The sequence below is a fragment of the Candidatus Pantoea symbiotica genome, assembly GCF_056491525.1.
The window spans coordinates 931,495-954,364 of sequence record NZ_JBSZHR010000002.1 but is presented as its reverse complement, the minus strand read 5'-3'; the positions used below and the strand labels follow the sequence as shown (position 1 = coordinate 954,364).

The window sequence follows — 22,870 nt, the reverse complement described above, 5'->3', positions numbered from 1 at the left end:
CTTAAGGATTCATTTGAATATCGAAACGCGTGAAATCGCCCTTGAACCGGCAGATAACCAACGACTGATGAGCTTGTGCGGTCCGATGGATGACAATGTGAAACAGCTGGAGCGCCGTTTGGGCCTTGAAATCAAACGCCGCGATAACCAGTTCACGCTCACTGGCCGCTCGCTGTGTGTGGACGCTGCCGTCAATATTCTGCGCACGCTGTACGTTGATACCGCCCCGATGCGCGGTCAGATCAAAGATATCGAACCGGACCAGATTCATCTGGCGATCAAAGAGAGCCGCGTGCTGGAACAGAGCGCTGAGAGCGTGCCGGAGTTCGGCAAAGCGGTGAACATCAAGACCAAACGTGGCGTGATCAAACCGCGTACGCCTAATCAGGCGCAGTATATCGCCAATATCTTCGCGCACGACATCACCTTCGGTATCGGCCCGGCTGGTACCGGTAAAACCTATCTGGCGGTCGCTGCGGCAGTGGATGCGCTGGAGCGTCAGGAGATTCGCCGTATTCTGCTGACGCGCCCAGCGGTTGAAGCCGGGGAAAAACTCGGCTTCCTGCCCGGCGATCTCAGCCAGAAGGTCGATCCCTATCTGCGCCCGCTATACGACGCGTTGTTCGAAATGCTCGGCTTTGAGCGTGTAGAGAAGCTGATTGAGCGCAACGTGATTGAAGTGGCTCCGCTGGCCTATATGCGCGGACGTACGCTCAACGACGCCTTTGTGATTCTCGATGAGAGCCAGAACACCACCATCGAGCAGATGAAGATGTTCCTGACGCGTATCGGCTTCAATTCCAAAGCGGTCATTACCGGCGACATCACGCAGATTGACTTGCCGCGCAGCACCAAATCCGGCTTGCGTCACGCCATTGAAGTGCTGGCAGACGTCGATGAAATTAGCTTTAACTTTTTCCACAGCGAGGACGTGGTCCGTCATCCGGTTGTCGCACGCATCGTGAATGCTTATGAAGCCTGGGAAACCGCCGACCAGAAACGCCGTGATCAACAGGCAGAAGAGCGCAAACGCGAAGCTATCGCAGCGCAGCTTGCCAGCCAAACCAGCCCGCAGGAGCGTTCATGAGCGCGGTGATTCTTGATTTACAACTGGCCTGCGCCGATGAAAACCATCTGCCGGCGGAGAGTGATTTTCAACGCTGGCTGGAAGCGGCGGTAACGCCGTTTCAACCAGAAAGCGAAGTCACGATTCGTCTGGTGGATGAAGCTGAGAGTAATGAGCTTAATCTGACTTATCGCGGCAAAGATAAGCCGACCAACGTGCTGTCATTCCCGTTTGAAGCACCGCCGGGAATTGAACTGCCGTTGCTCGGCGATTTGATTATTTGCCGCCAGGTTGTCGAGCAAGAGGCTGCTGAACAAGGCAAAACCGTCGAAGCTCACTGGGCGCATATGGTGGTGCACGGGACGCTGCATCTGCTGGGTTACGACCATATCGAAGATGAAGAAGCCGAAGAGATGGAGGCGCTGGAGACCGAGATAATGCTTGCTCTTGGTTATCCTGATCCGTACATTTCGGAGAAAGAAGACGCCTGAGCCGCTGGTTCAGGTTATTGCGCTGCTGGCGCGGATGCCAGCAGCCCCAATCCCTCATTAGAGAGAACTAAATAAAAACGCCATGAGCGACGACCATTCTCAAAACAGCGACGCACCCAGTAGTAAAAAGGGATTTTTCTCCCTGTTAATCAACCAACTGTTTCACGGTGAACCTAAAAACCGTGATGAACTGCTGGGGTTAATCCGCGATTCTGAGCAAAAAGAGCTGATCGATCAGGACACCCGCGACATGCTCGAAGGTGTGCTGGATATTGCCGAACAGCGCGTGCGCGACATCATGATCCCACGCTCGCAAATGATCACCCTGAAACGCAATCAAACTCTGGAAGAGTGCCTTGCGGTGATTATTGAATCTGCGCACTCACGCTTTCCGGTGATCAGCGAAGACAAAGATCACGTTGAAGGCATTTTGATGGCCAAAGACCTGCTGCCGTTTATGGCCAGCGCGTCTGAGCCGTTCAGCATCGAAAAAGTGCTGCGCACCGCTGTAGTGGTACCTGAAAGCAAGCGCGTCGATCGCATGCTGAAGGAGTTCCGCTCGCAGCGTTATCACATGGCGATTGTCATTGATGAATTTGGTGGCGTCTCGGGTCTGGTGACCATTGAAGATATTCTTGAGCTGATTGTCGGCGAAATTGAAGATGAGTATGACGATGAAGAAGATCGTGATATCCGCCAGCTCAATCGTTACACCTATACCATGCGCGCCTTAACGCAAATTGAAGATTTTAATGAGGTCTTTGGCACCGATTTCAGCGATGACGAAGTCGATACCATTGGCGGATTGGTCATGCAGGGATTCGGCCACCTTCCCGCTCGCGGCGAAAGTATTGTCATTGATGGCTATCAGTTCAAAGTCGCCATGGCTGACAGCCGCCGTATCATCCAGGTGCATGTAAAAATTCCGGAAGACTCACCACAACCGCAACTGGAAGACGAATAATTTTATGGCTTTAGCCTCTCTTTACTCGCAGCAGCGGGTTCGCCTGCTGCTGGCGTTAATTACGGGTGCCATTGGCACCCTTTCCTTTTCCCCCTACGATTTCTGGCCCGCAGCGTTAATTTCGCTGTTTGGTCTGCAACTGTTGCTGCTGGAACGCCGCACTGCGCAGGCAGCAGCGATCGGCTTTGTTTGGGGCTTTGGACTGTTTGGCAGCGGCATCAACTGGGTTTACGTCAGCATCGCCACCTTTGGCGGTATGCCCGGCCCGGTGAACATCTTCCTGGTGATTCTGCTGGCGGCCTATCTGTCGCTTTATCCAATGCTGTTTGCCATCGTGCTCAACCGTTTCTGGCCGCGCGCCACAATCTGGCGTTTGGCTTTAGCGGCACCAGCACTGTGGCAGATTAGCGAGTTCCTGCGCGGTTGGGTGCTCACTGGTTTTCCGTGGCTGCAGTTTGGCTACAGCCAGATCGATGGTCCGCTAAAAGGCCTCGCGCCGCTGGCCGGTGTGGAAACCATTACTTTCCTGTTGATGGTGATCGCGGGCCTGCTGGTGCACGCGCTGCATCATCGTACGGTGAAAAGTTTGATTGCCGCCGCGCTACTGCTGTTATTGCCGTGGCCGCTGCGCATGTTGCAGTGGTATCAACCGCTGCCGGAACGCAGCGTTGATGTTGCGATGGTGCAAGGCAATATTCCGCAGTCGATGAAGTGGGATCCGCAGCAACTGCTGAACACGCTGCGCGTTTACACCTCATACAGCCAGCCGTTTATCGGCAAAGCGCCGATCATTATCTGGCCCGAATCAGCAATTACCGATCTGGAAAGCAACCAGCAACCGTTCCTGCGGGCGCTGGATGCAGACCTGCGTGCACGCGGCAGTTCACTGATTACCGGCATCGTGGATTCTCGCGTGGAAGGCGATAATCGCTACCACGACTACAACTCCGTGATTGTGCTGGGTGGCGAGCAGCCTTACAGCTATCAGAGCCAGAACCGCTATCAGAAGAATCATCTGGTGCCATTCGGTGAGTTTGTGCCGCTGGAAGAGTTACTGCGCCCGCTGGCGCCGTTCTTCGACTTGCCGATGTCCTCTTTCAGCCGTGGCGCCTATGTCCAGCCGCAGCTCAAAGTGTCGGGTTATAACCTGACCAGCGCTATCTGCTATGAGATCGTGCTGGGTGAGCAAGTGCGTGCCAACTTCCGTCCCGATACCAACTTCCTGCTGACTGTCTCCAACGATGCCTGGTTCGGTCACTCCATCGGGCCGTGGCAGCATTTCCAGATGGCGCGCATGCGTGCACTGGAGCTGGGACGCCCGTTACTGCGTTCTACCAATAACGGTGTCACCGCGGTAGTAAATGCCAACGGTGAGGTGCAGAAAGAACTGCCGCAGTTCACGCGCGATGTGCTGGAAGCCAAAGTGACACCAACAACCGGTGAAACACCCTATGCCAAAGCAGGCATCTGGCCGGTGTGGATGTTGACGCTGATTGGCATTGTTATAGCCATTCTGCGCCGTCGCCATTAGTTCAGGCTGCTACGAAAACAGGCGAAGTGAATACTTCGCCTGTTTTATGCGCTGTTTTCTCTTCCTTCCGTTGTGCTTTCCCCGATTCTCTGCTGGCTTTTTACACTTATTCATCGTGCTGGCACGATCATTGCTATTTATTTCAGTGATTTTCGCAAACATTGGCTTTTGTCAGCGTAGTGCAACCTTTACGCACTAGTTTATGGCAATGATGCGCACTCTATTAGCGCATTGGTGAATTTTTGCCTTTTATTGGTGCGGAGCGGCTCGCAAAAAAGAAACTTTTTTGTTTCATTGCGTTAACAATTCGCTATGTTAATCACTATCCTGCGTGCGGTTGCGCTATGGGATAACTAAAAAAGCAGCACGAAATACACACAACATCACAATCTGCGCAGTTTATGTTCTGCGCGACATCCATACGAAGGAGTTGGAACATGCAGATACGCAAAGTGGCATTATCTCTTTTGCTGTTGGGAGCAGCAGCGGGAGCGGCCCAGGCGGAAGATCTCACTGGTACCCTGAAAAAAATCAATGATAGCGGCGTGATCGTCGTTGGGCATCGTGAATCATCAGTTCCCTTTTCTTACTATGACAACCAGCAAAAAGTGGTTGGCTATTCACAGGATTATTCAAACGCCATCATCGCGGCTATCAAGGCCAAACTGAATAAGCCTGATTTGCAGATTAAAATGCTGCCGATTACCTCGCAGAACCGTATTCCACTGTTGCAGAACGGGACTTACGATTTTGAGTGCGGCTCAACCACCAACAACCTGGAACGCCAGAAGCAAGCGGCATTCTCTGACACCGTATTTATCATCGGTACGCGTCTGCTGGTGAAAAAAGGCGGCGACATCAAAGATTTCCCAGATCTGAAGGGCAAAACCGTTGTCGTGACCTCCGGTACCACTTCTGAAGTTCTGCTGCACAAACTGAACGACGAGCAGAAAATGGATATGCGCATCATCAGCGCGAAAGACCATGGCGATTCTTTCCGTACGCTGGAAACCGGTCGTGCCGTGGCCTTCATGATGGATGACGCGCTGCTGGCAGGTGAACGTGCCAAAGCCAAGAAGCCAGACAACTGGGATATCGTGGGTACACCGCAGTCGAAAGAAGCTTACGGCTGCATGCTGCGCAATCAGGATCCACAGTTCAAACAGCTGATGGATGAAACCATTGCTAAAGCGCAGACCTCTGGCGAAGCCTCAAAATGGTTTGAAACCTGGTTCAAACAGCCGATTCCACCGAAGAATCTGAACCTGAACTTCGAACTCTCAAGCGATATGCAGGCCCTGTTCAAAGCACCGAACGACAAAGCACTCTGAATTAACAACGACAACAAGGGCAGCCCCGCTGCCCTCTCGATTGCTGAACATGCGGTGCGGACAGACAGACTGTAACAGGCCGTTCCCCTGAAGCAGGATGCAAGACACCGCTCAACAATCTTATGGGTAGCCTCGCTACCCTTTTTTTACCGGAGCTCGTTATGGGTATCGATTGGAACTGGGGCATTTTTCTTGAACAGGCCCCGTTCGGCAATACGACTTACCTCGGCTGGCTGTGGTCCGGTTTTCAGGTCACCATTGCGGTGTCCTGCTGCGCCTGGATTATCGCCTTCCTGGTAGGTTCCTTATTTGGCATTCTGCGTACCGTGCCCAACCGCCTGCTGGCGGCGATTGGCACCTGCTACGTGGAACTGTTCCGTAATATCCCGCTGATTGTGCAGTTCTTCTTCTGGTATCTGGTCGCGCCAGAACTGGTCGGTGAAAAGCTGGGGATGTGGTTTAAGTCTGAGCTGGATCCAAACATTCAGTTCTTCCTCTCTTCCACTATCTGTCTGGGCTTGTTCACCGCTGCGCGCGTCTGTGAACAGGTGCGCGCGGCGATTCAGTCGCTGCCACGTGGTCAGAAAAATGCGGGTTTAGCGATGGGCCTGACGCTGCCGCAAACCTACCGCTATGTGCTGTTGCCGAATGCGTATCGCGTGATTGTGCCGCCGATGACCTCGGAAATGCTTAACCTGGTGAAGAACTCGGCGATCGCCTCAACCATCGGCCTGGTGGATATGGCGGCGCAGGCCGGCAAACTGCTGGATTACTCTGCGCATGCCTATGAATCCTTTACCGCCATCACTCTGGCGTACGTCGGCATTAACCTGGTGATCATGCTGATTATGAGTGTGGTAGAACGCAAAATTCGCCTGCCTGGCAATATGGGAGGCAAATAATGTACGAGTTTGACTGGAGTTCGATTGTTCCCAGCCTGCCTTATTTATGGAATGGGTTAATCATCACCTTCAAGATCACCGCGATTGCCGTGGTGTTTGGCATTATCTGGGGCACGATTCTGGCGGTGATGCGTTTGTCGCCGATCGCGCCGGTGCGCTGGTTTGCCAAGCTGTACGTCAACCTGTTCCGCTCCGTACCCTTAGTGATGGTGCTGCTGTGGTTTTATCTGGTGGTGCCCGCGTTCCTGCAACAGGTGCTGGGCTTATCGCCTAAATCGGATATCCGCCTGATTTCCGCCATGGTGGCATTTGCGCTCTTTGAAGCGGCGTACTATTCGGAAATCATCCGTGCCGGTATTCAGAGCATCTCACGCGGGCAATCCAATGCCGCGTTGGCGCTCGGCATGACGCACTGGCAATCGATGAAACTGATCGTGCTGCCGCAGGCGTTCCGCGCCATGGTGCCGCTGCTGCTAACCCAGGGCATCGTGCTGTTCCAGGATACCTCGCTGGTCTATGTACTGAGCCTGGCTGATTTCTTCCGCACCGCGTCAACCATTGGTGAGCGTGACGGAACCCAGGTTGAAATGATTTTGTTTGCTGGTCTGGTCTACTTCGTGATCAGCCTGAGCGCTTCGCTGTTGGTTACCTATCTGAAAAGAAAGAGGACGGTTTAAATGATTAGCCTGAAAAATGTTTCAAAGTGGTATGGGCACTTTCAGGTGCTGACCGACTGCTCCACCGAAGTGAAAAAAGGTGAAGTGGTGGTGGTCTGCGGTCCGTCTGGCTCAGGTAAATCAACACTGATTAAAACCGTGAACGGCCTGGAGCCGATTCAGCAGGGCAGCATTCAGGTGACCGGCACCGAAGTGAACAACAAAAAAACTAACCTTGCTCAGTTACGTAGCAAAGTCGGCATGGTGTTCCAGCACTTTGAGCTGTTCCCTCATCTCAGCATCATCGAGAACCTGACGCTGGCGCAGGTTAAAGTGCTGAAGCGTGATAAAGCGGCCTCGCGTGAGAAAGCGCAAGGCCTGCTAAAACGCGTTGGGCTCTCTGCGCACGCGGATAAGTTTCCGGGACAGCTTTCCGGTGGTCAGCAGCAGCGCGTGGCGATCGCGCGCGCGTTGTGTATGGATCCGGTAGCGATGCTGTTTGATGAGCCGACGTCAGCGCTTGATCCTGAAATGATCAACGAAGTGTTGGACGTGATGGTTGAGCTGGCGAATGAAGGCATGACCATGATGGTGGTGACGCATGAGATGGGCTTTGCGCGCAAGGTCGCCAACCGCGTGATCTTTATGGATGAAGGGAAAATTATTGAAGACACCAATAAGGATGACTTCTTTAACAACCCGCAATCCGATCGTGCCAAAGACTTCCTGGCGAAGATTCTGCACTGATTCAATATCCTCAAGCCAGGTGCGCATTAATGCGCACCCTACAAAATCACCTCACTTTTGTAGGGTCGTCATTAATGACGACCTGGCTACCTTTCATCAGGGTTCAAACGGCTGACGCTGGAACTGATCGTGCCCACATTCCGGGCAGCGCGTTAAGCTCTCTGGCGTGTAAATCGCCCGCGTGAAGCCGCACTTCTCACAGACTAAATTCCCCAGGCCGACCACTTCGCCGCTCTGGTAAACGCCGTGATGGCGCAAATCCTGAAACACCTCACGCCACTCCAACTGACTTTTATCGGTGATATCCGCCAGTTCTTTCCATAGGCTTTCGCGGATTACGCGCAAAAACACCGAATCGCCAACCACATCAGAAGACTCCTGATAGCTCAGCGCAAACTCGTGTAAATCACGGCGCACGGCACGCATTACTTCATTCACCTCGGCGGGTGACAGCGTTTTTTTCGCCAGCAAACTTTGCCGCGCCTCGGCCACTAGCGCATCAACATCGCGCTCGCCATGATCCAATCGCTGGGATAATGCTTCAATCGTTGCACGGTATTCCTGCGCCACGTTATTCATTTTGTTCTCCTTTCCGCTGCGGATACTGCTGTTAAGTTTAGCGGTTTTGTCACAATTGCATGGGCAGCAACCGGAGAAATCACAAAAGGGTGAAAGCGGCGGCGCATTCGGCAGAAATCCGGCCTGCGAGGGCGTGAAAAGTTGTTGAGTCGCAGCCTTATGGGTATGCTATGCGGATCTAAAAGTATGCTTAGCGATTTTCACAAAGGACCACAGGCAGCCATGCAAGAGCAATACCGCCCGGAAGAGATAGAATCCCGCGTCCAACAGCACTGGGACGAAAACGAAACCTTTAAAGTGACCGAGCAGGAAGGCAAAGAGAAATATTACTGCCTTTCGATGCTGCCCTATCCTTCTGGCCGCCTGCACATGGGTCACGTGCGTAACTACACCATTGGCGATGTGATTGCGCGCTACCAGCGTATGCTCGGCAAAAACGTCCTGCAGCCGATTGGCTGGGATGCATTTGGTTTGCCAGCCGAAGGCGCTGCGGTGAAAAACAACACCGCGCCTGCACCGTGGACCTACGACAACATCGCCTACATGAAGAACCAGCTGAAATTGCTGGGCTTTGGCTACGACTGGAGCCGCGAACTGGCGACCTGCCAGCCAGAATACTATCGCTGGGAACAGTGGTTCTTCACCAAGCTGTATGAAAAAGACATGGTCTATAAAAAGACCTCGGCGGTGAACTGGTGCCCGAACGATCAGACCGTACTGGCCAACGAACAGGTTATCGACGGCTGCTGCTGGCGCTGCGATACCAAAGTTGAGCGCAAAGAGATCCCACAGTGGTTCGTTAAAATCACCGCTTATGCCGAAGAGTTGCTCAACGACCTCGACAAGCTGGAAGATTGGCCGGAGCAGGTCAAAACCATGCAGCGCAACTGGATTGGCCGTTCTGAAGGCGTGGAAATCACCTTTGACGTTGCCAACAGCGCCGAGAAGCTGACCGTTTACACCACCCGTCCAGACACCTTTATGGGCGCTACTTATGTAGCAGTAGCTGCAGGTCATCCACTGGCGCAGCAAGCTGCTGCCACTAATCCTGCGCTGGCTGAATTTATCGACGAATGCCGCACCACCAAAGTTGCCGAAGCTGACATGGCGACAATGGAGAAAAAAGGCGTGGCCACCGGCCTGTTTGCTATCCATCCGCTGACCGGTGAAGAGATTCCTGTGTGGGTCGCTAACTTCGTATTAATGGAGTACGGCACCGGCGCAGTAATGGCAGTTCCAGGCCACGACCAGCGTGACTGGGAGTTCGCCACCAAATACAACCTGAACATCAAGCCAGTTATCCTGAATCTTGACGGTTCAGAACCGGATGTAAGTGCTGCCGCAATGACCGACAAAGGCGCGCTGTTCAACTCAGGTGAATACAACGGTCTGGATCATCAGGCGGGCTTCAACGCCATCGCCGATGCGCTGGCAGCTAAAGGCGTGGGCGAGCGTAAAGTGAATTACCGTCTGCGCGACTGGGGCGTTTCCCGTCAGCGTTACTGGGGCGCACCAATCCCAATGGTGACGCTGGAAGATGGCACCGTAATGCCAACGCCAGAAGATCAGTTGCCGGTCATCCTGCCAGAAGACGTGGTGATGGACGGTATCACCAGCCCAATCAAAGCCGATCCTGAGTGGGCCAAAACCACCGTTAACGGTCAGCCGGCGCTGCGTGAAACCGACACCTTCGACACCTTTATGGAGTCATCCTGGTACTACGCGCGCTATACCTGCGCCAACTACCATGAAGGCATGCTGGATCCGGCGGCGGCGAACTACTGGCTGCCGGTCGATCAGTATGTTGGCGGTATCGAACACGCCATCATGCACCTGATGTATTTCCGCTTCTATCACAAGCTGCTGCGTGATGCTGGCCTGGTCAACTCTGATGAGCCGGCCAAACGCCTGCTGTGTCAGGGCATGGTACTGGCTGATGCGTTCTACTACCTCGGCGTGAACGGCGAGCGCAACTGGGTTTCTCCGGTTGACGTCACCGTTGAGCGCGACGAAAAAGGCCGCATTATTAAAGCCATCGACAACGAAGGTCGTGAAGTGGTTTACGCCGGCATGAGCAAAATGTCGAAGTCGAAAAACAACGGCATCGATCCACAGCTGATGGTTGAGCGTTACGGTGCAGATACCGTGCGTCTGTTCATGATGTTTGCTTCGCCAGCAGAAATGACGCTGGAGTGGCAGGAATCGGGCGTTGAAGGTGCCAACCGCTTCCTGAAGCGCGTATGGAAACTGGCGTACGAACACATTGCCAAAGGCGCGACCGTGGCGCTGGACGTCAACAGCCTAAATGACGATCAGAAAGCGCTGCGACGCGATCTGCACAAAACCATCGCCAAAGTGGCCGATGACGTCGGTCGTCGTCAGACGTTCAACACCGCCATCGCCGCTATCATGGAACTGATGAACAAGCTGATCCGTGCCCCGCAGGAGAGCGAGCAAGATCGCGCGCTGCTGCAGGAAGCGCTGGTCGCTGTGACGCGTCTGCTCTACCCGTTCACCCCGCACGCCAGCTATGTGTTGTGGCAGGCGCTGGGCGGCGAAGGCAGCATTGACGAAGCCAGCTGGCCGGCAGCCGATGAAGCGGCGATGGTGGAAGATTCGCTGCTGGTAGTGGTGCAGGTGAATGGCAAAGTGCGCGGCAAGATTACCGTTGCGACGGATGCCACGCAGGAGCAGGTGCAGGCGCGTGCTGCGCAGGAGCATTTGGTGGCGAAATATCTGGATGGCGTCACCATTCGTAAAGTGATTTATGTCCCTGGCAAACTGCTTAACCTGGTCGTAGGTTAAGTTCAGGAGGAACTGTGCGACAACTGATTATCAGGCTGTTTGTCCTGCTTGCGGTAATGATTACCGCAGGCTGTGGTTTCCACCCACGCGGCACCACTTCGGTGCCGAGTGAGATGAAAACCCTTATCGTCCAGAGCGGCGATCCCTATGGCCCACTGGCGCGAGCCGTGCGCCAGCAGCTGCGCATCAACAATGTCACCATCATTGAAGACAGCAAAGCGGCCAGTGCCAAATATCCAACGCTGCGTTTAGGTGCTGAAGGCCAGGGACGTGATACCGCATCGGTCTTTATCAGCGGTACAACCGCGGAATACTCACTGGTGATGACGGTCACTGCACAGGTTCTGCTGCCGGGTAAAGGTATCTACCCAATCAGCACCACCGTGTATCGCTCCTTCTTCGACAACCCGAACGCCGCACTGGCGAAGGATGCCGAACAGGATATGATCGTGCAGGAGATGCGTCAGCGCGCGTCCGAGCAGTTAGTACGTAAACTGCTGACCGTGCATGCCGCGCAGGAAAGCAACAAAGATACCTTGCCGCAGCCTGAGACGATTGCACCGGGACAGAACTCACCGGAAGTGTCCTCTTCGTCAGCCACCAGTCTGCAATGATCAGGATTTATCCTGAACAACTGAGCGCGCAGCTTCGAGAGGGGCTGCGCGCCTGTTATTTTCTCACCGGTAATGAACCTCTGCTGATTCAGGAAAGCGCGGATGCGATCCGTGCTACCGCCAGCGCACAGGGATTTGAAGAGCATTTCAGCGTCACCCTTGATGCGCAAACGGATTGGGATGCGATCTTCGTCAGCTGCCAATCGCTCAGCCTGTTTACCCAACGCCAAACTCTGACGCTGCAACTGCCTGAAAACGGTCCAAACGCCGCTATCGCCGAGCAGTTGGTGAAACTCTCTACGCTGCTTCACAGCGATATTTTGCTGGTGCTGCGCATGGCGAAACTGACCAAAGCACAGGAGAACAGCGCCTGGTTCAAAGCGCTGAGCGCGCAAGCGGTGTTGGTACCGTGTCAGACGCCTGAACAGGCGCAACTGCCGCGCTGGGTGGCGAGTCGCGCCAAAGCGATGAAGTTGAGCGTCGATGATGCAGCAATCCAGCTGCTTTGCTACTGCTACGAAGGGAATCTGCTGGCGCTGTCGCAGGCGCTGGAACGCTTATCGCTGTTGTGGCCGGATGGCAAATTGACGCTGCCGCGCGTCGAGGCCGCTGTCAACGATGCCGCGCACTTTACGCCATTCCATTGGGTGGATGCGCTGCTGGCGGGAAAAAGTAAACGCGCCCTGCACATCCTGCATCAGCTGGAGAAAGAGGACAGCGAAGCGGTGATTCTGCTGCGCACGCTGCAACGCGATTTGCTCACGCTGCTGCATCTGCAACGTAATCAGGCGAAACAAGCGCTGCGCACGCTGATGGACCAGCAGCGTATCTGGCAAAACCGTCGCGCGTTGTTTACTGATGCGCTGCAGCGTCTTGATGCGCATCGTTTACAGCGTGCGGTGCATTTGCTGGCAGAGCTGGAACTCAGCATGAAGCAGGATTATGGCCAAAACCTGTGGCCGCAGCTGGAAACGCTGTCGCTGCTGCTGTGTCACCGCGATTTCCCACTGAGCTTTATCGATGTCTAAACTCTACGCTCTGTTTGGTGGCACCTTCGATCCGATTCACTTCGGCCATCTCCGCCCGGTAGAAGCGCTGGCACAGCAAGTGGGTTTGAAAAAGGTCACATTGCTACCCAACAACGTGCCGCCGCATCGCCCGCAGCCGGAAGCCAGTGCGCAACAGCGCGTTGAGATGCTGCGCTGTGCCATCGCCGATCGCCCGCTGTTTGATATCGATACGCGTGAACTGGAGCGTGCAACGCCGTCCTGGACGGTGGCTACGCTGGAAGCACTGCGTGCGGAACGCGGCACAGAACAGCCCCTCGGGTTTATCATTGGCCAGGATTCTCTGCTAACGTTAGCCAAATGGCATCGCTGGCAAGATTTGCTGTCGCTGTGCCATTTGCTGGTATGTAAGCGTCCGGGTTACGCCACCCAGATGGAAACGCCTGAGATGCAGCAATGGCTTGATGAGCATCTCGCCGATGATGTGCAGCAGCTTCATCACTCACCTGCAGGACACATCTGGCTGGCAGATACGCCGCTGCTCGACATTTCCGCCACCGAAATCCGTCAGCGCCGCCATGCGGGAATCTCCTGCGCGGATTTATTGCCAGATGCAGTGATCGGCTACATCGATAGCGTTGGCTTATATCGCAGCTAAAGGCAGCATGCTATACTGCGCCGCTTCATTTTCGGCTACCTTTCTCGCATCGTTAGCCCGTCCGTAATCACCTGTTTTTAAGGGGAACCTTTTGCAAGGTAAAGCACTCCAAGAGTTCGTTATTGATAAGATTGATGATCTCAAAGGCCAGGACATCATTGCTATTGATGTTCAGGGCAAATCCAGCATCACCGATTGCATGATTATTTGCACCGGCACTTCAACACGTCACGTCGCTTCTATCGCCGATCATGTGGTGCAGGAATCGCGCACTGCCGGCCTGAGGCCGCTGGGTGTTGACAGCAAAACCGCCTCCGATTGGGTGGTCGTTGACCTGGGTGACGTGATTGTGCACGTGATGGAAGCAGAGAGCCGCCAGCTGTACGAGCTGGAAAAACTCTGGAGCTAAGACGTGAAACTGCAGCTTGTAGCCGTCGGCACTAAAATGCCCGACTGGGTTCAGACCGGTTTCATGGAGTATCTGCGCCGCTTCCCGAAAGATATGCCGTTTGAACTGATCGAAGTGACTGCCGGCAAACGCGGCAAGAACGCCGACATCAAACGCATTCTGGAAAAAGAAGGTGAAGCGATGCTGGCCGCCGTGGGTAAAGGCAATCGTATTGTCACGCTGGATATCCCCGGACAGCCGTGGGAAACCCCACAGTTGGCGCAGCAACTTGAACGCTGGAAACTGGATGGCCGCGATGTCAGCCTGTTGATCGGCGGTCCGGAAGGACTGGCGCCCGCGTGCAAGGCCGCTGCCGAACAAAGCTGGTCACTGTCAGCGCTCACGTTGCCACATCCGCTGGTGCGTGTGCTGGTAGCGGAAAGCCTGTATCGTGCGTGGAGCATCACCACGAATCATCCTTATCATCGTGAATAAACGCCTGACAACCCCAGACAATAAATGTAGCGGATGAAATTACAGAGCAACGCCTTTCGCGATTACACTGCCGAACAGAAACTTTTTGTCCGCCGAGCATTGGTGGCTTTTGTTGGCATCCTGCTGCTCTCCAGCATTCTGGTGGTCAATATGTACCACCTGCAAATTCTGCGCTTTGACGACTACAGCACCCGTTCGAATGAAAACCGCATCAAGCTGGTGCCGGTGGCGCCGAGTCGCGGCATTATTTTTGATCGTAACGGCGTGCCGCTGGCGTTAAATCGCACCATCTATCAGGCCGAACTGATGCCGGAAAAGGTCGAAAACCTGAAGCAGACCTTGCAGGATCTGCGTCCGGTGCTGGATCTGACCGACGACGATATCGATGCGTTTGAAAAAGAGCGCAAACGCTCACGCCGCTTTACCTCGATTCCGGTCAAAATCGGTTTAAACGAGGTGCAGGTAGCGCGTTTTGCCGTCAATCAATACCGTTTTCCTGGCGTGGAAGTAAAAGGCTATCAGCGCCGCTACTATCCTTACGGCCAGACGCTGACGCACGTGGTGGGCTACGTCTCCAAAATTAACGATCGCGATGTCACGCGCCTTGATCAGGAAGGCAAATGGCCAAACTATGCGGCCACGCATGATATCGGCAAGCTCGGCATCGAGAACTATTACGAAGATGTGCTGCACGGCAAAACCGGTTATGAAGAGGTTGAAGTTAACAACCGTGGCCGCGTCATCCGTCAGTTGCACGAGCAATCTCCGCAAGCCGGACGTGATATCTATCTGACGGTTGACCTGAAGCTGCAGCAATACATCGAAACCTTGCTGACCGGCAGCCGCGCGGCGGTGGTGGTGAGCGATCCGCGCACCGGCGAAATCCTTGCGCTGGTGTCAACGCCGAGCTACGACCCAAACCTGTTTGTCGACGGCATCTCCAGCAAAGATTACAAAGCGCTGTTGAGCGACGAAAACCGTCCGCTGTATAACCGTGCGCTGCAAGCTTCCTATCCACCGGCTTCTACGGTGAAACCTTACGTTGCCGTGTCGGCGCTGAGCGCAGGCGTGATCAACCGCAACACTAGCCTGTTTGATCCCGGTTGGTGGCAACTGCCCGGCTCAGAAAAGCGCTATCGTGACTGGAAAAAATGGGGCCACGGCCGCCTGAACGTCACCAAATCGCTGGAAGAATCAGCGGATACCTTCTTCTATCAGGTCGCTTACGATATGGGCATTGATCGCCTGTCAGAGTGGATGACCAAGTTTGGTTACGGCCATCGCACCGGCATTGACCTGCCGCAGGAGAGCGCGGGCAACATGCCAACGCGCGAGTGGAAGCTGAAGCGCTTTAAGAAGCCGTGGTATCAGGGTGACACCATTCCGGTTGGTATCGGCCAGGGTTACTGGACCGCGACGCCGATTCAGATGAACAAAGCGATGATGATTCTGATTAATGACGGTGTGATCAAGGTACCGCACTTACTGCGTGCCACCCGTGAAGGCCAAACCATGGTGCCCTATCGCCAGCCGCCGGATGCACCGATTGGCGACATTCACTCAGGCTACTGGGAAATTGCTAAAGACGGCATGTATGGCGTAGCGAACCGCGCCAACGGTACGGCACATAAGAGTTTTGCCGATGCGCCCTACAAAATCGCCGCCAAATCCGGTACCGCACAGGTTTACGGTCTGAAAGAAAATGAAGTCTATAACGCGCACAAGATTGCAGAGCGTTTGCGCGACCATAAATTAATGACCGCTTACGCGCCGTACGATAAGCCGCGCGTGGCCGTCACCATGATTCTGGAAAACGGCGGCGCAGGTCCGGCTGTCGGCACCGTGATGCGCCAGATTCTCGACCACATTATGTTAGGCGACAATAATACCGTGCTGCCAGAAGCCGTACCGACGCCGCCCGGCTATGAAGGTGAATAACAATGTCCATGAACGATAGTCCGCAGAAAAGATCGATCTGGACGCGTATCCATATCGACCCGCTGTTTATGCTGATCATTCTCAGCTTGCTGACCTACAGCGCCATTGTCATCTGGAGCGCCAGCGGACAGGATCCCGGCATGACCGAGCGTAAGTTCGGGCAGATCGCCATGGGCATCGTCATCATGCTGGTGCTGGCGCAGGTGCCGCCGCGCGTTTATGAAAGCTGGGCGCCCTATCTCTATATTGTCTGTGTGATATTGCTGATCGCGGTGGATGCATTTGGCCACATCAGTAAAGGCGCACAGCGCTGGCTCGATTTGGGTTTTGTGCGCTTCCAGCCCTCGGAGATCGCCAAGATTGCCGTGCCGCTGATGGTGGCGCGCTTTATTAACCGCGATGTCTGTCCGCCGACGCTGAAAAACACCGGCATCGCGCTGGTGCTGATTTTCATGCCAACGCTGCTGGTGGCGGCACAGCCTGACTTGGGTACGTCGATTCTGATCGCCGCTTCCGGACTGTTTGTGCTGTTTTTATCCGGTATGAGCTGGAAACTGATTGGTATCGCCGTGCTGCTAGTGGCGGCCTTTATCCCGGTTTTGTGGTTCTTCCTGATGCACGATTATCAGCGCGACCGCGTGATGATGCTGCTGGACCCGGAAAGCGATCCGCTCGGCGCCGGTTATCACATCATCCAGTCGAAGATTGCTATCGGTTCCGGTGGCCTGCGCGGCAAAGGCTGGCTGCACGGCACCCAATCGCAGCTGGAATTCCTGCCTGAGCGTCATACCGACTTTATTTTTGCCGTGTTAGCGGAAGAACTCGGCCTGGTTGGTGTGTTGTTATTACTGGTACTCTATTTGCTGCTGATCATGCGCGGACTGATTATTGCTGCGCGCGCGCAAACCACCTTTGGTCGCGTAATGGCGGGCGGTTTGATGCTGATTTTATTCGTTTATGTTTTCGTTAACATTGGCATGGTAAGTGGTATCTTACCGGTGGTTGGCGTACCGCTGCCGCTGGTGAGCTACGGCGGATCGGCATTGATTGTGTTAATGGCTGGATTTGGCATTGTGATGTCGATCCATACTCATCGAAAAATGTTATCTAAAAGCGTTTAAGAGGCTGCACATGCGTAAGGACTGGCTTGGGGTTGCACTGGCATCATTGGTACTGGCTGCCTGTTCCACACCGGAACCGCAGAATAATACTGCGCCACCGCAACCGGCCTATAACGGCCCGGTAGTGGAAATTCCTGGCGTGGAACCACGCTATGAACCGATCAATCCTTCCACCAGCCAGGATTACAGCGTCAACGGTAAAAACTACCGCGTGATCAAAGATCCTTCGAACTACAGCGAAGTGGGTTTAGCCACCTGGTACGGTGACGAAGCGCAGGGTAATCGCACTGCTATCGGTGAATCTTACGATCCGGAAGGCATGACAGCCGCGCACCCTACGCTGCCGCTGCCGAGCTATGTGCGCGTGACTAACCTCGCTAACGGTCGCCAGATTGTGGTGCGCGTTAATGATCGCGGTCCTTATACGCCAGGCCGCATTATCGACCTGTCGCGTGCGGCGGGAGATCGCCTGAATATCTCTAACAATACTCGCGTGCGCGTTGATTACATCAAAGTGGCGCCGGATGGCTCAGTTTCTGGTCCCGGCACCATCGGTACCACCGTCGCCAAACAGAGCTACGCCCTGCCCGCACGTCCGGATCTCGGCGGCGGTATGGTGATGATGGGCGGCAGCGCCAATGCGGCACCAGCGCCTGCACCGCAAGATGTGCGCGCGGTAGATAACAGCACCTTGCAAAGCAATGACAGCATGGGTGCGCCAGTCCAGAGCAGCGGCTTTCTCGGCGCGCCACAGCCGTTAGCCACCGGCGTCCTGGAAGGCAACGAACCGGTTGCCGCGCCAACAGCACCAACCTCCTCCGCGCCAGCGCCAGCCACAGCAGCACCTGCCAGCAGCCAGAATGCCCATGCCGGCAGCGGTTATGTGGTGCAGGTTGGCGCCATTAACGATCCAGCGCGTGCGCGCCAGCTGGCGGAAAGCCTGGGTAAACGTTTTGGCGTGCCGGGCGCCGTTGAAGCCAATGGCAACGTCTATCGCATTCAGTTAGGTGGCTATAAAAGCCGTGCCGAAGCCGCCGCGTTGCAGCAGCGTCTGAACACTGAAGCGCAAATGAGCTCATTTATTACCACTGCCCGTCCATCGATGTAACGGACAGTGACATTTCCTGCTGAAACTGATTTGCAAAGCAAGATGTCGCCCGATCGGGCGTTTGCTATAGTTAGGCACTTTTTTCACTCTAAACCCACGGATGTTGTAGTCCTGAACATGAATACGCTGAAACCTTCTCGTTTTCTGAAACGCCTGACAGTGGGATCACTGGTCGCCCTTTCTCTCAGCCATGCCGCTTTTGCGGACGATGTTAACCTTAAGACTATGATTCCGGGCGTACCGGACATTGATGCTGAAGCTTATGTGCTGATCGACTATAACTCCGGCAAAGTGCTGGCCGAAAAGAACGCGGATGCACGCCGCGATCCAGCAAGTTTGACCAAAATGATGACCAGCTACGTGATTGGTCAGGCGGTCAAAGCGGGCAAAATCCATAACGATGACATCGTGACCGTGGGCAAAGATGCCTGGGCAACCGGTAATCCGGTATTCAAAGGTTCATCCCTGATGTTCCTGAAGCCAGGCGATCGTGTACCGGTTTCTCAGCTGACGCGCGGCATCGTGCTGCAATCAGGTAACGACGCTTGTGTGGCGATGGCGGATTATGTTGCCGGCAGCCAGGACGCGTTCGTTAACCTGATGAACAACTACGTTGGCGCACTGGGCCTGAAAAACACCCACTTCCAGACCGTGCACGGTTTGGATGCCGAAGGCCAATACAGCTCGCCGCGCGATATGGCGTTGATCGGCCAGGCGCTGATCCGTGACGTGCCCGATGAGTACGCGGTTTACCGTGAAAAAGATTTCACCTTTAATAACATCAAGCAGACCAACCGTAACGGTTTGCTGTGGGATACCAGCCTGAACGTGGATGGCATCAAAACCGGTCATACGGACGCAGCGGGCTACAACCTGGTTGCCTCTGCCACTGAAGGCCAGATGCGTTTGATCTCCGCAGTGATGGGCGGTCGTACTTATAAAGGCCGTGAAACCGAGAGCAAGAAATTGCTGACGTGGGGCTTCCGCTTCTTCGAAACCGTGGCACCGCTGAAAGCAGGCAAAGAGTTTGCATCTGAGCCCGTGTGGTTCGGTGACAGCGATCGTGTTCAGCTGGGCGTGGAAAAAGATGCCTATCTGACCATCCCACGTGGCCGCATGAAAGACCTGAAAGCCAGCTACGTGCTGAACAACACTGAACTGCACGCACCGCTGCAGAAAAATCAGGTCGTGGGCAGCATCAACTTCCAGTTGGATGGCAAAACAGTTGAACAGCGTCCGCTGGTGGTGCTGAACGAAGTGAAAGAAGGTGGTTTCTTCGGCCGCATCATCGATTACATCAAACTGATGTTCCACCACTGGTTTGGCTAAGGCGCGCTTGAAAAAACGCCAATTTGCCCCCAAATAAGCTACTATCTTTGCTCCCGCCTCGGCGGGAGCCTGTTTTTTTAAGCACCGGAGTCAATGTATGAAAACCAAATTGAATGAACTGCTCGAATTCCCTACGCCTTTCACCTACAAAGTGATGGGTTTGGCGCAACCGGAGCTGGTTGATCAAGTGGTTGAAGTGGTGCAGCGCCACGCGCCAGGCGATTACAAACCGGACGTTAAGCCAAGCAGCAAAGGCAACTATCACTCGGTTTCCATCACCATCATCGCTACCCACATTGAGCAGGTTGAAACCCTGTACGAAGAGCTGGGCAACATCGAAATCGTGCGGATGGTGCTGTAATTCTGGCGCTGGCAAAGTTCGCTTTGCCAGCGTTATACTCTGCCTTCCACTCTTTACCGGATCTCTGCTTTGTCAGCTAATACGCTTCTTGTTCGTCAACTCGGCCAGCGCGATTGGCAACCCATCTCCGATGCGATGCATCACTTTACCGATCAACGCGACAGCAACACCGCCGATGAAATCTGGCTGGTGGAACATCATCCAGTGTTCACCCAAGGTCAGGCGGGCAAAGCCGAACATCTGCTGATGCCGGGCGATATTCCGGTGGTACAAAGCGATCGCGGCGGCCAGGTCACCTATCACGGCCCCGGCCAACAGGTGATGTATGTGCTGATCGACGTGAAACGTCGCAAGATGGGCGTACGCGAGTTAGTGACAGCACTGGAAGAAACGGTGATCGCCACGCTGGCCGACTATGACATCAGCGCGCGTGCGCGACCGGATGCGCCAGGCGTCTACGTGGGCGATGACAAGATTTGCTCGCTGGGGCTGCGCATCCGTAAAGGCTGCTCGTTTCACGGCCTGGCGCTGAATGTGGCGATGGATCTCGCGCCCTTTCTGCGCATCAATCCGTGCGGATATGCCGGGATGCAGATGACGCAGCTCAGCCAGCTGCAGCCGGGCGTCACGCCCGCCGATGTGCGGCCGCGTCTGGTGCAGCATTTCGCCCGTTTAAGCGGATTTACCCAACTGGAATGGCAAAATGATGCCGCGGTCTGACCTTGACTGTACGTGCGCATTTACAAAATTGTAACTTTTGCACTGGCTAATCGGCTGCTTATGAACAGACGAGATGATATAATTTTTGCCATATTTTCAAAAAAAGTTGAAAGCCTGGTTCTCAGTTTGAGTGAGGAAGCTTTCAAATCGCAATCCCGACCGGAACCTGCAGATTTATGAGTAAACCAATTCAGATGGAACGTGGCGTCAAGTATCGCGATGCCGACAAAATGGCGCTGATCCCGGTGAAAACCGTGATGGTTGAGCGTGAAGAAATTCTGCGTAAGCCGGAATGGATGAAGATCAAACTGCCTGCAGACTCCAGCCGCATTCAGGGCATCAAAGCCGCGATGCGTAAAAACGGTCTGCACTCAGTGTGTGAAGAAGCCTCCTGCCCTAACCTTGCCGAGTGTTTTAACCACGGCACCGCGACCTTTATGATCCTCGGCGCGATTTGTACCCGTCGCTGCCCATTCTGCGACGTGGCGCATGGTCGTCCGAATATGCCTGACGCTAACGAACCGCTGAAACTGGCCCAAACCATCGCCGATATGGCGTTGCGTTATGTGGTGATTACTTCGGTGGACCGCGATGACCTGCGCGACGGCGGTGCTCAGCACTTTGCTGACTGCATCAGCGCGATTCGCGAAAAAAGCCCAACTATCAAAATTGAAACGCTGGTGCCAGACTTCCGTGGTCGTATGGATCGCGCACTGGACATCCTTACCGCGACGCCACCGGATGTGTTTAACCACAATCTGGAAAACGTGCCGCGCGTTTACCGTCAGGTCCGTCCGGGCGCCAACTACGATTGGTCACTGAAACTGCTGGAGCGTTTCAAAGAAGCGCATCCGGATATCCCGACCAAATCGGGTTTGATGGTAGGCCTGGGCGAAACCAATGCCGAAATTATTGAAGTGATGCGCGATCTGCGTCGCCACGGCGTCACCATGCTGACGCTGGGACAATATCTGCAGCCAAGCCGTCACCACTTGCCGGTACAGCGCTACGTTAGCCCAGCCGAGTTTGATGAGATGAAAGAGGAAGCGATGGCGATGGGCTTCACCCATGCCGCCTGCGGGCCGTTTGTGCGCTCGTCTTATCATGCTGATATGCAGGCCAAAGGTCTGGAAGTTAAGTAATATTCCTCGCGATTGCGTTCTTAATAGGGCGCAATCGCAAAAATCTCCTTAAAAGTCTTAATCCTTGTCTTAAATCTGTCGCTTTAACCGCTGAGGGCATAAGAGCCTATTTCTTTTTCTCAGTGTATTTTTTTGAAGGTCAGATAATGCAAACATCCTTTCATATAGATGTGCTCGATGCTTCCCGAGTACCCGATGTGTCAGGTCAATCCTCGGGTTCGCGGCAATACAGTGCATCTGAAGAGAGTCTGGATGCGCTGAAAGCGCGTACCACTCCGATCGACAACACCAATCCGTATGTTTCACCCCATGCTTCATGTGCACATGCGTTTTTAGCAACCGCCATTAGCCTTGAACATCGCTATGATGAAATCCATCTGCAGTTACCGGTTCGCCTTGACGCTTCTCTTGCTGCTGTCCCCTTAATTTCTCAGACAACGCCGGAGGAATCAGAAGAGGTGTCTTATATTGCGGGTTTACAAATCGAATATCCGATATTTCATTCAGAGCCTGAAATCCACTGGAACTTCGATCTGTTTGACGGCGCAAACATTCCCCCCCTTTCTTCCTTCGAATTGTCTCACGTCAGTCTGCAAACATCTGAGATTGAAATAGCTGATTTAGCGGAACTCAATATCATAACCACCGAAATTGCTGCGGTTTTGCTTCCCCTCGCGCAAAACGCAATGGAAATGGTCGATATGGAGCTGATGGATTTGGTGATGCAAGAGGATGAAGCGCCGATGGCAATGTTACCCATGTTATCTATCGAAGAGGTGCTTGAGGGTGGATCAATTCAAAACGAATTATCCGCACCTGAATCATGGCAGTATGCTGCGATTGAAGAAAGGGAGACGATCGAGGACGTTAATATCGTCTGGCATTAATTCCAAAACAAAAACCAGACTGGCGACAGT

General features: G+C 54.2%; 23 protein-coding genes. 22 read left to right on the top strand and 1 reads right to left on the bottom strand.

Annotation, left to right across the window (positions count from 1 at the left end):
• Positions 1–13 precede the first annotated feature (13 nt).
• The 8 genes from ACXIZX_RS04955 (at position 14) to ACXIZX_RS04920 (ending at position 7,688) form a co-directional block, all read left to right on the top strand.
• The gene (locus ACXIZX_RS04955) at positions 14–1,087 is read left to right on the top strand and encodes a PhoH family protein (protein WP_479403707.1); all 1,074 of its coding nucleotides are present in this window, start codon (positions 14–16) and stop codon (positions 1,085–1,087) included.
• Positions 1,084–1,557 carry an rRNA maturation RNase YbeY gene (gene ybeY / locus ACXIZX_RS04950; RefSeq protein ID WP_008103651.1) on the top strand — a complete coding sequence of 158 codons (474 nt, stop codon included), beginning with the start codon at positions 1,084–1,086 and terminating at the stop codon, positions 1,555–1,557. The genes ACXIZX_RS04955 and ybeY overlap by 4 nt, the downstream gene beginning before the upstream one ends.
• Before the next feature lie 82 nt (positions 1,558–1,639).
• A complete protein-coding gene (gene corC, locus ACXIZX_RS04945) occupies positions 1,640–2,521 on the top strand; it encodes a CNNM family magnesium/cobalt transport protein CorC (RefSeq protein WP_008103653.1) in 882 nt (293 codons plus the stop codon).
• A 4-nt stretch (positions 2,522–2,525) separates the two neighbouring features.
• On the top strand, positions 2,526–4,052 hold the full coding sequence (gene lnt, locus ACXIZX_RS04940) for an apolipoprotein N-acyltransferase (RefSeq protein ID WP_479403706.1): 1,527 nt from the start codon (positions 2,526–2,528) through the stop codon (positions 4,050–4,052).
• 437 nt (positions 4,053–4,489) lie between these two features.
• Positions 4,490–5,383, top strand: a complete 894-nt coding sequence (locus tag ACXIZX_RS04935; RefSeq protein WP_061717387.1) for a glutamate/aspartate ABC transporter substrate-binding protein — start codon at positions 4,490–4,492, stop codon at positions 5,381–5,383.
• Positions 5,384–5,544: 161 nt separating this feature from the next.
• On the top strand, positions 5,545–6,285 hold the full coding sequence (locus ACXIZX_RS04930; RefSeq protein ID WP_008103659.1) for an amino acid ABC transporter permease: 741 nt from the start codon (positions 5,545–5,547) through the stop codon (positions 6,283–6,285).
• A complete protein-coding gene (gltK, locus tag ACXIZX_RS04925; protein ID WP_007890689.1) occupies positions 6,285–6,962 on the top strand; it encodes a glutamate/aspartate ABC transporter permease GltK in 678 nt (225 codons plus the stop codon). Before ACXIZX_RS04930 ends, gltK begins: the two co-directional genes overlap by 1 nt.
• Positions 6,963–7,688 (top strand): amino acid ABC transporter ATP-binding protein, encoded by a 726-nt coding sequence (locus ACXIZX_RS04920; protein WP_479403705.1) that lies wholly within the window; start codon positions 6,963–6,965, stop codon positions 7,686–7,688.
• A gap of 96 nt (positions 7,689–7,784) precedes the next feature.
• On the opposite strand, the gene ACXIZX_RS04915 is transcribed toward ACXIZX_RS04920, so the two are convergent.
• Positions 7,785–8,267 (bottom strand): zinc ribbon-containing protein, encoded by a 483-nt coding sequence (locus ACXIZX_RS04915; RefSeq protein WP_007890691.1) that lies wholly within the window; start codon positions 8,265–8,267, stop codon positions 7,785–7,787.
• Positions 8,268–8,489: 222 nt separating this feature from the next.
• Here ACXIZX_RS04915 and leuS point away from each other — a divergent pair, with 222 nt between their 5' ends.
• The 14 genes from leuS to ACXIZX_RS04845 all read left to right on the top strand — a co-directional run bounded on the left by leuS (position 8,490) and on the right by ACXIZX_RS04845 (position 22,840).
• Positions 8,490–11,072 carry a leucine--tRNA ligase gene (gene leuS / locus ACXIZX_RS04910; RefSeq protein ID WP_479403704.1) on the top strand — a complete coding sequence of 861 codons (2,583 nt, stop codon included), beginning with the start codon at positions 8,490–8,492 and terminating at the stop codon, positions 11,070–11,072.
• A gap of 14 nt (positions 11,073–11,086) precedes the next feature.
• Entirely contained in the window at positions 11,087–11,686 is a 600-nt protein-coding gene (lptE, locus tag ACXIZX_RS04905; protein ID WP_179451598.1) for an LPS assembly lipoprotein LptE, read from the top strand.
• A complete protein-coding gene (gene holA, locus ACXIZX_RS04900) occupies positions 11,683–12,714 on the top strand; it encodes a DNA polymerase III subunit delta (protein ID WP_479403703.1) in 1,032 nt (343 codons plus the stop codon). The genes lptE and holA overlap by 4 nt, the downstream gene beginning before the upstream one ends.
• Positions 12,707–13,351, top strand: a complete 645-nt coding sequence (gene nadD, locus ACXIZX_RS04895) for a nicotinate-nucleotide adenylyltransferase (protein WP_061717392.1) — start codon at positions 12,707–12,709, stop codon at positions 13,349–13,351. Before holA ends, nadD begins: the two co-directional genes overlap by 8 nt.
• 91 nt (positions 13,352–13,442) lie before the next feature.
• On the top strand, positions 13,443–13,760 hold the full coding sequence (rsfS, locus tag ACXIZX_RS04890) for a ribosome silencing factor (protein ID WP_061717393.1): 318 nt from the start codon (positions 13,443–13,445) through the stop codon (positions 13,758–13,760).
• A gap of 3 nt (positions 13,761–13,763) precedes the next feature.
• A complete protein-coding gene (rlmH, locus tag ACXIZX_RS04885) occupies positions 13,764–14,234 on the top strand; it encodes a 23S rRNA (pseudouridine(1915)-N(3))-methyltransferase RlmH (protein WP_008103678.1) in 471 nt (156 codons plus the stop codon).
• Between the two features lie 33 nt (positions 14,235–14,267).
• Positions 14,268–16,172, top strand: a complete 1,905-nt coding sequence (gene mrdA / locus ACXIZX_RS04880; protein ID WP_008103683.1) for a peptidoglycan DD-transpeptidase MrdA — start codon at positions 14,268–14,270, stop codon at positions 16,170–16,172.
• A gap of 8 nt (positions 16,173–16,180) precedes the next feature.
• Positions 16,181–17,293 (top strand): peptidoglycan glycosyltransferase MrdB, encoded by a 1,113-nt coding sequence (gene mrdB / locus ACXIZX_RS04875; protein ID WP_479404848.1) that lies wholly within the window; start codon positions 16,181–16,183, stop codon positions 17,291–17,293.
• A 10-nt stretch (positions 17,294–17,303) separates the two neighbouring features.
• On the top strand, positions 17,304–18,401 hold the full coding sequence (rlpA, locus tag ACXIZX_RS04870) for an endolytic peptidoglycan transglycosylase RlpA (RefSeq protein WP_061717395.1): 1,098 nt from the start codon (positions 17,304–17,306) through the stop codon (positions 18,399–18,401).
• 117 nt (positions 18,402–18,518) lie between these two features.
• Positions 18,519–19,730 carry a D-alanyl-D-alanine carboxypeptidase DacA gene (gene dacA, locus ACXIZX_RS04865; RefSeq protein WP_008103689.1) on the top strand — a complete coding sequence of 404 codons (1,212 nt, stop codon included), beginning with the start codon at positions 18,519–18,521 and terminating at the stop codon, positions 19,728–19,730.
• Positions 19,731–19,827: 97 nt separating this feature from the next.
• Positions 19,828–20,091: a DUF493 family protein YbeD gene (ybeD, locus tag ACXIZX_RS04860; RefSeq protein WP_008103691.1), complete on the top strand. Its 264-nt coding sequence runs from the start codon at positions 19,828–19,830 to the stop codon at positions 20,089–20,091.
• 69 nt (positions 20,092–20,160) lie between these two features.
• Positions 20,161–20,811 (top strand): lipoyl(octanoyl) transferase LipB, encoded by a 651-nt coding sequence (lipB, locus tag ACXIZX_RS04855; RefSeq protein ID WP_479403702.1) that lies wholly within the window; start codon positions 20,161–20,163, stop codon positions 20,809–20,811.
• 176 nt (positions 20,812–20,987) lie between these two features.
• The gene (gene lipA, locus ACXIZX_RS04850; protein ID WP_265299571.1) at positions 20,988–21,953 is read left to right on the top strand and encodes a lipoyl synthase; all 966 of its coding nucleotides are present in this window, start codon (positions 20,988–20,990) and stop codon (positions 21,951–21,953) included.
• A 146-nt stretch (positions 21,954–22,099) separates the two neighbouring features.
• On the top strand, positions 22,100–22,840 hold the full coding sequence (locus tag ACXIZX_RS04845) for a hypothetical protein (protein WP_479403701.1): 741 nt from the start codon (positions 22,100–22,102) through the stop codon (positions 22,838–22,840).
• The last annotated feature ends 30 nt before the right edge of the window (positions 22,841–22,870 follow it).

Excerpts from the sequence above, each read along its gene's own strand:
- ybeY (WP_008103651.1), top strand. The coding sequence starts at position 1,084 with ATGAGCGCGGTGATTCTTGATTTACAACTGGCCTGCGCCGATGAAAAC.
- corC (WP_008103653.1), top strand. The coding sequence starts at position 1,640 with ATGAGCGACGACCATTCTCAAAACAGCGACGCACCCAGTAGTAAAAAG.
- lnt (WP_479403706.1), top strand. The coding sequence starts at position 2,526 with ATGGCTTTAGCCTCTCTTTACTCGCAGCAGCGGGTTCGCCTGCTGCTG.
- ACXIZX_RS04935 (WP_061717387.1), top strand. The coding sequence starts at position 4,490 with ATGCAGATACGCAAAGTGGCATTATCTCTTTTGCTGTTGGGAGCAGCA.
- ACXIZX_RS04930 (WP_008103659.1), top strand. The coding sequence starts at position 5,545 with ATGGGTATCGATTGGAACTGGGGCATTTTTCTTGAACAGGCCCCGTTC.
- gltK (WP_007890689.1), top strand. The coding sequence starts at position 6,285 with ATGTACGAGTTTGACTGGAGTTCGATTGTTCCCAGCCTGCCTTATTTA.
- ACXIZX_RS04920 (WP_479403705.1), top strand. The coding sequence starts at position 6,963 with ATGATTAGCCTGAAAAATGTTTCAAAGTGGTATGGGCACTTTCAGGTG.
- ACXIZX_RS04915 (WP_007890691.1), bottom strand. The coding sequence starts at position 8,267 with ATGAATAACGTGGCGCAGGAATACCGTGCAACGATTGAAGCATTATCC.
- leuS (WP_479403704.1), top strand. The coding sequence starts at position 8,490 with ATGCAAGAGCAATACCGCCCGGAAGAGATAGAATCCCGCGTCCAACAG.
- holA (WP_479403703.1), top strand. The coding sequence starts at position 11,683 with ATGATCAGGATTTATCCTGAACAACTGAGCGCGCAGCTTCGAGAGGGG.
- nadD (WP_061717392.1), top strand. The coding sequence starts at position 12,707 with ATGTCTAAACTCTACGCTCTGTTTGGTGGCACCTTCGATCCGATTCAC.
- mrdA (WP_008103683.1), top strand. The coding sequence starts at position 14,268 with ATGAAATTACAGAGCAACGCCTTTCGCGATTACACTGCCGAACAGAAA.
- mrdB (WP_479404848.1), top strand. The coding sequence starts at position 16,181 with ATGAACGATAGTCCGCAGAAAAGATCGATCTGGACGCGTATCCATATC.
- rlpA (WP_061717395.1), top strand. The coding sequence starts at position 17,304 with ATGCGTAAGGACTGGCTTGGGGTTGCACTGGCATCATTGGTACTGGCT.
- dacA (WP_008103689.1), top strand. The coding sequence starts at position 18,519 with ATGAATACGCTGAAACCTTCTCGTTTTCTGAAACGCCTGACAGTGGGA.
- ybeD (WP_008103691.1), top strand. The coding sequence starts at position 19,828 with ATGAAAACCAAATTGAATGAACTGCTCGAATTCCCTACGCCTTTCACC.
- lipA (WP_265299571.1), top strand. The coding sequence starts at position 20,988 with ATGAGTAAACCAATTCAGATGGAACGTGGCGTCAAGTATCGCGATGCC.
- ACXIZX_RS04845 (WP_479403701.1), top strand. The coding sequence starts at position 22,100 with ATGCAAACATCCTTTCATATAGATGTGCTCGATGCTTCCCGAGTACCC.